At 45.6% G+C, this 12,515-nt stretch carries 9 protein-coding genes; 8 read left to right on the plus strand and 1 reads right to left on the minus strand.

Annotation, left to right across the window (positions count from 1 at the left end; translation table 11 throughout):
- The first annotated feature begins 8 nt into the window (after window positions 1–8).
- The 8 genes from KJB35_RS18810 to KJB35_RS18845 all read left to right on the plus strand — a co-directional run bounded on the left by KJB35_RS18810 (window position 9) and on the right by KJB35_RS18845 (window position 10,175).
- On the plus strand, window positions 9–3,101 hold the full coding sequence (locus KJB35_RS18810; protein ID WP_213908154.1) for a tetrathionate reductase subunit A: 3,093 nt from the start codon (window positions 9–11) through the stop codon (window positions 3,099–3,101).
- Window positions 3,102–3,378: 277 nt separating this feature from the next.
- Window positions 3,379–3,942: a cytochrome c gene (locus tag KJB35_RS18815; RefSeq protein WP_370687796.1), complete on the plus strand. Its 564-nt coding sequence runs from the start codon at window positions 3,379–3,381 to the stop codon at window positions 3,940–3,942.
- An 8-nt stretch (window positions 3,943–3,950) separates the two neighbouring features.
- Window positions 3,951–5,003, plus strand: coding sequence for a c-type cytochrome (locus KJB35_RS18820; protein ID WP_213908156.1), 1,053 nt, complete (start codon window positions 3,951–3,953; stop codon window positions 5,001–5,003).
- A gap of 301 nt (window positions 5,004–5,304) precedes the next feature.
- Complete coding sequence (locus KJB35_RS18825; RefSeq protein ID WP_213908157.1) at window positions 5,305–6,636, plus strand: paraquat-inducible protein A; 1,332 nt, start codon at window positions 5,305–5,307, stop codon at window positions 6,634–6,636.
- Window positions 6,629–8,275: an intermembrane transport protein PqiB gene (gene pqiB, locus KJB35_RS18830; RefSeq protein ID WP_064354173.1), complete on the plus strand. Its 1,647-nt coding sequence runs from the start codon at window positions 6,629–6,631 to the stop codon at window positions 8,273–8,275. The genes KJB35_RS18825 and pqiB overlap by 8 nt, the downstream gene beginning before the upstream one ends.
- Window positions 8,275–8,853, plus strand: coding sequence for a membrane integrity-associated transporter subunit PqiC (locus KJB35_RS18835; protein WP_054577654.1), 579 nt, complete (start codon window positions 8,275–8,277; stop codon window positions 8,851–8,853). Before pqiB ends, KJB35_RS18835 begins: the two co-directional genes overlap by 1 nt.
- A 102-nt stretch (window positions 8,854–8,955) precedes the next feature.
- Window positions 8,956–9,729 carry a hypothetical protein gene (locus KJB35_RS18840; RefSeq protein WP_031778929.1) on the plus strand — a complete coding sequence of 258 codons (774 nt, stop codon included), beginning with the start codon at window positions 8,956–8,958 and terminating at the stop codon, window positions 9,727–9,729.
- A gap of 206 nt (window positions 9,730–9,935) precedes the next feature.
- Complete coding sequence (locus tag KJB35_RS18845) at window positions 9,936–10,175, plus strand: hypothetical protein (protein ID WP_005376679.1); 240 nt, start codon at window positions 9,936–9,938, stop codon at window positions 10,173–10,175.
- A gap of 60 nt (window positions 10,176–10,235) precedes the next feature.
- On the opposite strand, the gene KJB35_RS18850 is transcribed toward KJB35_RS18845, so the two are convergent.
- Window positions 10,236–12,074 (minus strand): extracellular solute-binding protein, encoded by a 1,839-nt coding sequence (locus tag KJB35_RS18850; protein WP_005376669.1) that lies wholly within the window; start codon window positions 12,072–12,074, stop codon window positions 10,236–10,238.
- Window positions 12,075–12,515 lie beyond the last annotated feature (441 nt).

Raw genomic sequence — 12,515 nt, forward strand, 5'->3', positions numbered from 1 at the left:
ATTTCATCATGGATAACAAACGCCGTCAGTTTTTGAAATCAGGCATTGCAGTGGGTGGGCTTGGCGCATTCGCTGCGGGTTACGCTACCACCACCAAACACATAGTCGAGGGTGCGCTCGAAGGCACTGCGGGAGAAAAAACGCGTGATATTCACCACGGTAACTCGCTTGAACCAGAGTACACGGTCAACAGCAAAGGCAACCTAATCCCGAATCCAAATCAGCTCGTTGCGCCATCGATGTGTTTTGGTTGTTGGTCACTGTGCGGATTGCGTGTACGCATTGATAACCGCAGCGACGAGATTTTGCGTATTACTGGCAACCCATATCACCCACTCTCTCATCAGCAACACATTCCGTTCGAAACGCCAGTCAAAGATGCTTATTTAAGTTTGACAGGAGAAGCGGGCCTTGACGGTCGTTCAACAGCATGCGCACGTGGCAATGGGATGCTAGAAATTCGCAACAGCCCGTACCGCATTACTCAGCCACTGAAACGAGTTGGAAAACGCGGCGAAGGAAAATGGATTCCGATCAGCTACGAGCAATTGATAGAAGAAATCGTAGAAGGTGGTGATTTATTTGGTGAAGGCCATGTTGATGGCTTACGCGACATTCACGATTTAACAACGCCCGTAGATCCTGAAAACCCAGAATATGGACCGAAAGCCAACCAATTGTTAATGACCAACGCCGGTAACGAAGGCCGAGACGACATATTCAAACGCTTCGCGTTCAACAGCTATGGTACACGTAACTTTGGGCATCACGGCTCTTACTGCGGCTACGCATTTCGTGCTGGCAGCGGCGCATTTATGAACGACTTAGATAAGAACGCACACTTAAAGCCAGATTTTGATAATGCGGAATACATCATCTTCATCGGTATGTCGCCAGCTCAAGCGGGTAACCCTTTTAAGCGTCAGGCGCGCCAACTCGCCAATGCGCGAACAGAAGGTGGCTTGGAATACACCATCATCACACCAAGTTTGCCGGCGGGTTCATCGAGCTTGGCAGCAGGTGACAATAACCGCTGGACACCAATCAAACCGGGCACCGACTCTGCCCTCGTGCTTGGCATGATCCAGTGGATCATCGAAAACCAACGCTACAACAAAACCTTCTTGGCGCAGCCGGGGGCAAACGCGATGAAACGAGCCGGCACCGCGCACTGGTGTAATGCTACGCATCTCGTGATAAGCGATAATCAGCACCCGAGAAACGGCACGTTTTTACGCGCGTCGGACTTGAATCTGCCATTCGAGGGCGAAGCGTTGTCTGACTCCGACCCGTACGTCATCGTGGATGAGCAAAGAGGCGAATTTGGTGTTCATACCCAAGCTGAGGAAGCGGCACTGTTTGTCGATAAAACGGTTTCGCTTGCATCGGGCGAAGTGCGCGTAAAATCGTCTCTACATAGACTCAAAGAAGAGGCGTTCAAATACAGCCTTGCGTTCTACAGCCAACAATGTGAAATCCCTGTCGAACAAATTGTTGAACTAGCAAAGCGCTTCACCAGTCACGGAACAAAAGCGGTGGTCGATACCCACGGTGGCAACATGCACACCAATGGGTTCTATAACTCGTTTACTATCATGATGCTCAATGCGTTGATTGGTAACATAAATATGAAAGGCGGCGCGATGGCCAAAGCGGGTGGCTACCCAACTTCCGCTGCGGGTCCTCGTTACGACTTCACCAAATTTGCTGGCAAAGTCGGCCCGAAAGGCGTCTTTTTGTCGCGCAGTAAATTCCCCTACCACAAAACAAGCGAATACAAACGTCGCGTTGAGGCAGGTGAATCCCCTTATCCAACTCGCGCGCCTTGGTATCCGTTTGCCGCGCCACTGCTGACAGAGCACCTATCTGCGGCTATTGATGGTTATCCATACCGCGTTAAAGCGTGGATCAATCACATGGCGAACCCAATGTATGGTGTACCCGGTTTGAAAGCGCTGCTGGAAGACAAGCTTAAAGATCCAAAACAACTCGGTTTGATTGTGTCTGTTGATGCGTTCATTAACGAAACCACCGCATTGTCGGATTACATTGTGCCGGACACGGTCACCTACGAAAGCTGGGGTATGGCAACGCCTTGGCACGACGTTCCGGTGAAAACCGTCACCGCTCGCTGGCCGATTGTGGGAGCGCGAACAGAGAAAACCGCCGATGGTCGTTCAATTTGCTTAGAAAACTTTTTGATTGATGTCGCCAAGAAAATGCAACTGGGCGGCTTTGGTGACAACGCGATTCAAGATGCGCAAGGGAATTGGCACGCTCTCCACAGCGCTGAAGATTTCTACTTACGTTCCGCGGCAAACTTGGCTTATGTGAAAGGCGGGGTGCCTGAAGTTTCGGCAGAAGACATTGCGTGGTCCGGCCTAGAGCGTTTAATGCCAGCCATGCAGAAGACGCTGACAGCGGATGAGATGAAACGTGTGGCGTTTATTTTTGCTCGCGGTGGACGTTTTGAAAATGCAACCGAAGCGTATCAAGGTGAGCAAATGAAGCACAAATGGACACGACCTGTCGCGATATGGAATGAACGTGTCGGCAGCGCAAGAAACACCATGACCGGTGATTTCTACACGGGTTGCCCAACATGGCATCCACAAAAACTGGCCGATGGCACACCAATGGAAGACCAGTTCCCAAGCTCAGAATGGCCTTTCAGCCTGGCGAACTTTAAATCCAACATTCACAGTGCGGTATCCAATCTATCGCCAAGGTTGAACTCGATTAAAGGCGTAAACCCAGTGTACATCCATCCAATCGATGCCGAGCGCGCAGGCATTAAAACGGGTGATGAGTTTGTTATCGAGACACCATCTGCAAGCACCAAAGCACTTGCGATGATAGTCAGCGGGATTCGCCCTGGCACACTCGGATTTGAACATGGGTTTGGTCATACCGAGCTAGGACAACGCTCGCACTGGATCGGTGATAAACAGCAACCCGTAAAAACGCGCAGCCAAGATGGCGTCAATATTAACGACATTGGCTTAATTGACCCTACTCGAGAAGGCAAAGGCGTGTTGTTGGATTGGGTAGTGGGCGCGGCGGCACGTCAGTCCCTGCCAGCCAAAATCCGCAAAGCGTGACGCCGCACGTTAAGACGTCTCTACCACTTAGAGCTGCCGATTTGTGCAGCTCTTCACCACTTTGTTTTTATCGCTTATAGAACAACCAATAAAAACAAATACGGCCATTTACACTTATTAAATATGTGGAAATCCACAATACCTTTCATTATTGACAAGGCCGACAATATCGTCCAAGTGACTACCAAGTAGCGCTTGGACATATTAATAAAAATTAAAGTGAGTCAGCATGTCAAAAATTCTTTCAGTGGTGGCGGCCTGTTTGTTAACAGCCACTATGGGCGCAAGCGCCTCGTCTATTCCGGAAAAAGCCAGCGTATGTAGCGGTTGTCACGGCCAAGATGGCATGGGACAGCCAAATATCGCGCCTATGATCGCTGGTTTAAACGCGAATTATCTCAACACTCAAATCGAACTATTCCTTAGTGGCGAACGCCAAAATGTGGTCATGCAAGGCATGGCGAAGGAACTCAGCGATCCCGCAGACCGTAAGGAAGTTATGGAGTACTTTGCTAACCTCCCGAGCTATGAGTTCACGAATCCAGAACAACGCGGCGACCAAGCTGATATTCGTAACCCTTATCGTAAATTAATTTTCCAAGGCGATTGGGATAGAAACATTCCAGCTTGCGCGACTTGTCATGGAGCCAGCGGTATGGGCGTCGACAAGTTCCCTCGCCTCGCAAGCCAACATGCTGATTACTTAAAAACGCAATTGATGGCATGGAAAAACGGCACTCGCAGTGGCGACCCGCTCAATATGATGGGGACCATCGCAAAAAATCTCACTGACAAAGAGATCGAAAATCTTGCTTACTACTTTGCCTCATTACGTTACTAGGAGCAGTCATGAAACGTTTCTATTCTTTGTTCGCACTGCCTTTCATTTCTACGCTCGTACTAGCTAACGATCCATTACCGGACCGCCAGAAAGAGCTACCTGCGATAGAAAAAGAAAATAACGGTGAATACTTAAAACCGCGTGATCTCAGCACAATTCCAAACACCGCATTTGGTGAGCAAGTAAAACGTGGTTACTCGCTCTTTGTTAACTCACAACAAATGCGCGGAAAATACGTTGGCAACGAACAAAACTGTGTGAACTGCCATATGGAGGCAGGACGAAAAGCAAACGCTGCGCCACTGTGGGCGGCTTACATGGCATACCCGGCATATCGTAAGAAAAACGATCGCGTAAACAGCTATGCTGACCGTATCCAAGGTTGTTTCGAGTATTCCATGAACGGTAAAGCGCCCGCTTACGATTCGACAGAAATTGTTGCCCTTAGTGCTTACGCCTACTGGTTAGCGATGGGCGGCTTGCTTGACAAACATGGTATGGTGGATGAACCCATTCCAGAGCTAGACGCAAAAACGTTGCAAATTGGTGGAAAAGCAAAAGACTTCCCGTTGCCCGAAGCCATCGCACAAGCATTACCAATTGAAAAGCGGGGTAATCTCTCTGGGCGTGGCTACCCAAAAATCGCCGCCCCTGAGCAAGAACCATCAATAGAGCGAGGCGCATTGGTCTACGAAAAGAACTGTGAAACTTGCCATCGCGCCGACGGTTCAGGCATCAAAGACACCAACGACCATTCATACATTCCACCACTTTGGGGCGAATATGCGTATAACTGGGGCGCAGGTATGCACCGGATTAACACAGCGGCCTATTTTATTTACGAAAACATGCCGCTTGGGAAAAGTGTGCAGCTGACAGAGCAAGAAGCTTGGGATGTCGCAGCATACGTCAACAGCCATGAGCGTCCACAAGATCCTCGATTCAAAGGCAATGTCACCGCAAACGCGGAGAAATATCACCAGCACCAAGGCTATTACGGCAAAACGCTCAACGGTACGCAAGTCGGCTCCAATGCTTTTAAGAGCGGAACGGTCAAGTAAAGTACAACTAAGCACCTTAAATAAAATGCTCTTTTTCCCTGCTCAGATTATCTGGGCAGGGTTACTTACCCTTAAAAACAAGTAATTACCCCTCCACAGACAAGCAATATCACATTATTTTCGGCTTCCAACATACTCATCTTCGCCGTAAAATCTTGTACCAAACGCGACTTCGTTTATGTCTTAGATCTCCCATATGCTCTAATGCCAAAAGTAAGAAACTCGTAAACTCCTGAATCAAAACAAGCGTGCCTAGTGAAAAAAGAGTATTCTTAAAGCAAATGAATCTAAAACCTACCCGATGAGTATTCAACCTAATTCCCGTCAGTTAATTTCATGCGAAGAGTGCGGCCTTGTTGTTCGCATTCCCGATATCGAACAGGGGCAAAAAGCACAATGTCCTAGATGTTCGCATTCGCTGACTAAAGTGAATGCCAAGCCTTACCAAAGCGTGATCGCCATATCATCGGCATGTTTGATCATGTTAGTGCTAAGCATTTCTTTCCCTTTTATGTCGTTCAGCGTGCAAGGGTTGTCGCAAGAAATCACCTTGTTGCACGCTGCCAAAATGCTGGCTGAGTTTCAAAATGTGCTTTTGGGTGTGCTGCTACTCGCAACAGTTATCGTTTTGCCTGCAATCTATGTTGGTCTCATTCTCTTTCTTCACCTTGAAGCATTAAAAGCACGTAAACATACCCCCTCTAGAAAGCAGCAACGAATGGCAAAAGTTTTATGCCGTCTTCTGTTTCGAGTCGAACCCTGGTTAATGGTGGATGTCTTTTTGATTGGCGTGTTAGTCAGCTTAATTAAAATCGCTTCCATCGCAGACATAGGAATGGGCACTTCATTCTGGGCGTTTTGTGTATATACCGTTCTGGTAGTCAAATGCATATCAATGGTCGACAAAAGCTGGCTCTGGGGACACTTTATTCCAGCTATCGAGCTATCTGATGTAAAAGAGGGTGATACGCACCATAACCACAACCATATTGGTTGTCATACGTGTCACCAGCTCAACCCTATTGAAGCTAAAAAACACCAACACTGCATTCGTTGTAAAAGCCCTATTCACAAATACAACCCCGCAGACAATTTACAAAAAGCTTGGGCACTTTTGTTTGCTTCAGTCATTTTCTATATCCCTGCAAACCTCTACCCTATGATGTACACCGTAAGCCTTGGACATGCAGAAGGTTCGACTATCATGGAGGGGGTAATATTGCTTTGGCATTTAGGTTCTTACCCTATTGCGATGGTAATTTTCTTTGCTAGCGTATTTATTCCAATGGCGAAAATGCTGGCACTCGCGTGGCTGTATTACAATGCGCAAAAAGCGCGATATCTTCCGCACGAAGAGAGTATTTCACGCTTAAAGATCTACCGCATAACTGAGTTTATTGGCCGTTGGTCCATGATCGATATCTTCGTCGTCGCGATCTTAGTTGCACTGGTTCAACTGCAAAACTTAATGGCGATTTATCCAGGTCCTGCTGCGCTCTCTTTCGCGGCAGTGGTCATTTTTACTATGCTTTCTGCAATGATATTTGACTCACGTTTGTTGTGGCAATTGCCACAAAACGAAGTGCAGGAGCCGATTTCTGACAACTTAAACGAGAAAGCCAAATATGAGTGATGAGAACAACGTAACCGCTCAAATAAAACCGCAAAAGCAGATTTCTGCGATATGGATTGTCCCGGTCCTTGCGCTAGCCATGGGAGCGTGGATGCTGTTCCAATATATCAACAGTACAGGCCCACAAATTACTCTCCAACTGCCAACCGCAGATGGGATTGAGGTTGGCAAAACCGAAATCCGAGCATTGAATGTAAAAGTCGGACTGATTACTGAAGTCACTCTCAGTGAAAATTACGATCACATCATCGCTAAGGCACAAATGAACAAGGATGCAGAACGCATGCTGCGAGATGACACCATGTTTTGGGTGGTGAAGCCTCGTATTGGCCGTGATGGCGTTTCAGGTTTAGAGACCTTGCTCTCTGGCGCTTATATCCAACTTCAACCGGGTAAATCTAAGATAGAGAAAGAGCGCTTTACGGTCTTAGATGTTCCCCCAGTGGCCTCTCCTGATGCAGAGGGGTTACGCCTTGTGTTAACACACCGCGAGGCTGGTAAGCTAGGCGTTGGTGACCCCGTCATTTATAAAGGCTTTACGGTTGGTCGTGTAGAGAAAACCAGCTTTGATGTTGACACTCGCAAAGCGTTATACCAACTCTTTATTTTCAAGCCTTATGACAGCTTAGTGCGCACTCGTACCAAGTTCTGGCTGAATTCTGGCGTAGATTTACAGCTCAACGCTGAAGGGTTCGAAGTCAAGTTTGGCTCATTAGAGAGCATGCTAACGGGTGGTGTTACCTTCGATACCGTTCCAGGTCTTGAATCCGGTGAACAGCTCACTGAAAATATGGTCAACTTCCGCTTGTACGATGATATTAAACAACTTCGAGAAGGCATGTACGATGATTATATTGAATTCGTTATGCTTTTTGATGAATCGGTACGAGGACTTAAACGTAAGGCACCTGTCGAATATCGAGGCTTGAGAATTGGTACTGTGATGCGTGTACCAATGCGACTTCCAACCCCAGAAGAGAACTTTTCTGCGAAAAAAATCCCTGTATTGGTACGTATCGAGCTCGGCCGTGTTTATGGCGATTTCCAATCCCAATCTTTACCAATGTTAAAAGATAAATTGAAGAGTGAGTTTGCTAAAGGCCTACGTGGTACTTTAAAAACAGGTAACTTATTAACAGGCGCACTGTATGTTGACGCCGACTTCTATCCAAACGACGAGCCTTACGTACCGAGTAAGTTTGCTGATTTAGATGTTTTCCCAACCATGCGTGGTGGTTTTGCGCAGGTTCAGCGCCAAGTGAACGACTTCCTAAATAAGATTAATAACTTACCAATGGAAGAAACACTAGACTCTCTCAATTCAACGTTAAAAACGTCCGAAAAAACGTTAGCTTCAGCAGAACGCGTGGCGGACAGTATTGATAAACTTTTGAATCAAAAAGAGACGCAAGAGATCCCAACAGATATTCGCCAAAGCTTACAGCAATTACAAAAAACACTCGATGGTTATGGGCCCAACTCAACCATGTACAGCGAAATGGAAGCCACGCTAAAAGAATTAGAAAGCGTGATGACAGAGTTTAAACCCGTACTTAAACAGCTAAACGAAAAGCCAAACTCTCTTGTGTTTGGAGAAGATGAAATCAGTGACCCAATACCAGTTAAAGGCCAAAACTAATGAAACGAGTATTCTTTCTGTCTATCGCGCTATTTGTCGGTCTAACGGGTTGCAGTAGCGCTCCGCAAACTAAAGGAGCTATGTACCTTCTACCTAAGGTGGAACCAGTGACGCTGAGCTCTTCTGATATCGCTCAGCGCCCAACTTTAGTTGTTCGTCCAGTGACATTGGCGAGTTATTTGAATGATAGTGGCATTGTTTATCGAACCTCTGAGACCCAAGTTATTCAGGCGAAACACAATCAATGGGCGCACAGTATTTCTGAGCAAATCACTCAGAGAGTCGTCGCGGATCTGCGTCACAAGCAAAGTCATTACTGGCCGGCTGAAATGAATAATCTGTTGGATCAAAGCGGTGAAGCCAAACTCCAGCTTACGTTAAATAAATTTAATGGCAGCTACAAAGGTAATATCGAAATTGAGGGGGAATGGTTACTCATTAATGCCGAAGGTAAGGTAGAAAACAGCGCGCCAATACAAATCTCACAGCCGCTTCAAGATGAGGGCTATGAAGCGCTCGTCAACGCTTTATCCATAGGCTTAGAAAGCCTAACCTCAAACATTGCCAAACAACTCTAAGTCAATGTTAATTACAGGGAAGCAAGTTGCTTCCCTTTTTTATGCAGAGTGTAGCGACTTCTACTAAGCTGAAAGCTGACGAAAAGCCGAAAAGGAAATTGGATGAAACCATGTAACCTGCTATCACTCTCCTCACTCATTCTTGTATTACCTACATCAGTAGCGCTCTCAGCCGAGACACAAGAATCTCGTTGGCGAAATAGCATAGAAGTGTACATGCTAGGACTGAATATCCACGGGGATACCAGTATTGGTCGCTTTTCATCAGAGGTGGATGTCGATCCTAAGTTCATCGTAGACCACCTCGATATTGGGGCGATGTTGCGATTCGAGAGTATTTACCAAAGTAAGTGGGGCTACTACATAGATTATAGTTTCATGAACTTAAGTGGTGATGTTAATAATATCAAGGGCGCTCTGCCTAACGCTCGTTATCGTGCGGACATCGAAATACGGCAAGGTGTTCTAGAAGCAAAGGCATTCCAACGCGAACAATATTCATTTGGTAAACTGGATTATATGTTTGGATTACGTTGGTGGGACAATGACATCACCGGCAAGCTGTATCGTAATGACAACCGGGTACTAGAAGATAGACTGTCATTACAAGAAGATTGGGTCGATTTTTTAGTTGGCTTGCGACTCATTGATGAATTGAGCGAAAACTGGCGATTTCATGCCAGCATCGACGCCGGACTTGGCAACGATACTCACTTCACTTATGCCATTCAAACTGGTGTTCGTTATAGCTTTAACGAATGGTCTGATCTCAACTTAGCTTACAAGTCGACCTGGGTCGATTACAAAAATGAAGAGGTATTTGAATATGATACGGCTTCTCAAGGGCTTTTAGTCGGACTTGGCTTTTACTTTTGATTAGGTTGAACCCTAGCCTATATTCAAGCGTTGTAACTTGTACCAACTCTAGGTACACGTCTAGTGCCACGTTACAGATGCTTAAATAAGGCAAATTGATCTTCATCAGACTATAAATTGCTCTTCGGTGCTACTCTCTGTCACAAAATATAAAACCCCACTCTATGACCTCATATAGGTCTTGTTGATAAGGTTCCCGAGTAGCAATGTCGATTAACATTTCCGATTTAACCACCGCCCTAAATAAGGTGGAGCATATTCATAAAGTGCAGCTTGAAAACGTACATCAGTTCTTCAAAGCAAACGAAGCTTTCTCGTTGCAAACATTCAGCCAGCTGATATCAAGCGACTCGCTTGATGATCGATTTAAAACCATCGATAAAGCGTTCTCTTTGCTTGGTGATGCAAAAACCTACCTTTTAGAAGCGTCTTACCTTATTAAGTAAAAAAGAAAGCCCCGATAAAATTCATTACCGGGGCTATCATTTTCTATCTAAACTACTGATTTACAATTTGTAACGATCATCAATTACCGTTAATTCTGGGAAGGTTTTACCCTCGTCCATCGCTTCTTCTGTCTCTTCTTTTACTTGGTTATCAATCCAGAAATTACCGATATCCATTGGATGAAGCACCCATTCTGTCGCTTTTGTCATGCCGTTTTTAGGAATTTTAACCCAGCGCCAATGAGCAACTCGAGAATAAGGCACCATGTAGCCAGGAACGATGATGTTCGCTTTGCTGACATAGTTTTGGATTTGATGCGACAAGTCGTAACGCTTCTCCTGATCAAACTCAGAATCATACGCTTCAATTAACTTGTCTAGCTCAGGGCTGCTGTAGTTGGTGTGAGCATTCGTTTGTGGTCGATTTGCATTATCCGAGTGTAGGTATTCCCAATACGCAGGGATCTCACCAGAGCCCATATTCAAAAACGCTAGCTGATGCTTTTTCTCAAGAATGTATTTAAACGCAGATGAGCCATCCACCAAGTTTAACGTGAACTCAAGACCAGCAAGTTTCGCTTGCTCTTTCAGGTATGCAATACGCGGTGTCCAAGAGTTGTATCCATAGGTGATAGCAAAGCTCAAGCGTTGGCCCTTGTCGTTAATACGAATACCATCTGCGCCCACTTTGTCAAAGCCCGCTTTTTCGAAGTGTTTAACCGCCGCATCAGCATCAAACTTTGGCGGTGTATTGTTAGGATCATCGTATTCGCCATGACCAAAGCCGAGTCCATGCGGTTTACGTGAATAATCTCCACGCATGATGTTTTCAATCATGCCGTCATAGTCAGTGGCTGCCATAACACCTTTACGCACTTCTAGGTTATCCAACATAGGCATCGCTGTGTTCATCCAAAGACCACCAGCTCCTTGCGGTGCTTCGTTAAAGCCCCAGTACTTTTGGATATAGCCTTTTTTGTACACATCACTATTGGTTTTGTCATGCCAAAAGCTTGGTAGCACCATCTCAAAGTAGTCTAAGTTGCCTTTCTCAAAGTGCTTCATGGCAATATCAGGATCGCGAATCACCTTAATGCGAACCTTTTCAACGTTATAACGGTTTTTATAGTAGCGGTTGTTGTATCCCCACCAATCTTCACCGACATGTTTGAATGTCACGCTCTTACCTTTCTTCACTTGATCAATGTAGTAAGGCGCTGCGGTTGGCTCAGATTTAAAGTTAAACTTTCTGACGAAGTTATCAGGCATACCATCGTTATTTGCGTCCTTTTCTCCTTCAAAGAAGTGTTCAGGACGAGGCTGAAAACCATTACTTGGCATGTTAATCATAACCATAAGTGAGTCATGACTTTGAGCTACAGCAAGATTGACTTTGATCGTGTAGTCATCAATTTTTTCAACACTCACAATACTGTTTGTGAAGAAGTCGTTATACCACGGGTCGATAATGTCTTTTGACGTGTAGTACTTCATCATAAAGACGTAATCATCTGCTGTAATTTTTTCACCATCTGACCACTCGGCCGTTTCGTCGAGTTTAAAGAATACGGTTTTGTTGTCTTCTCCAAATGCCCATGACTTAGCAAGTTGAGGGATCCATTTGCCAGTATTTGGATGACGCTGAGCCAGTTTTGGTGAACCATCCATTAAGTATTGGCGCAAACCTGAGTTCGCATCTGGACCAACACTTCGTAATGTTTGCGGAAAGCTCTGAATGTAAGTGCGATAGGTGCCACCTCGTACCGCTTCTTCAGAGGCAAATAGAGGTTCGTTGTTGTTTGAAATCCATTCGATATCAGCTGGCAATTCTGCCGCACTCAGTTGAAAACTGGCAGCGGTCAGTGTTGCTAGTACTGAAAATGGCAGTTTTTTAGTCATGTTTCTTCCTTGTTGTGTTTGCGCACTAAGGTCGTAACAAGGAAGACAGCGTGTGAAAGCTCACAGAAAGCTGCGATTTAAAATACGCAGATAGGAAATAATAGGAACGTAATATGAAGTGACGTCCTGCCAGCTTCTATATTAATTTCAAAGAGTTTCACTAGGTCATCCTAGACCTTACAACGCAGTGAATGCATCTTCGCCATAGTATTCTTTAGACATTTGTAACGCAAGCCATCAATAACACATGGTTGCATTTTCGAGGCATCACAGTGAGTTATGTTACAAAAGTGTGATCGGCATAGTACCAAGCCCTACTTTACTCAGAATAAACCGCAGAACCTTTATCTCAATTGGCCCCGATATACCAGTTAAAGCGAGTAAATGATCAGACATAGCTGGTTAAAAGGAATGGTTGTTTACCGCGATCAGTATTTTCAT

This window comes from Vibrio sp. D431a (genome assembly GCF_030248655.1).
GTDB classification, from domain to species: Bacteria; Pseudomonadota; Gammaproteobacteria; order Enterobacterales; family Vibrionaceae; genus Vibrio; species Vibrio alginolyticus.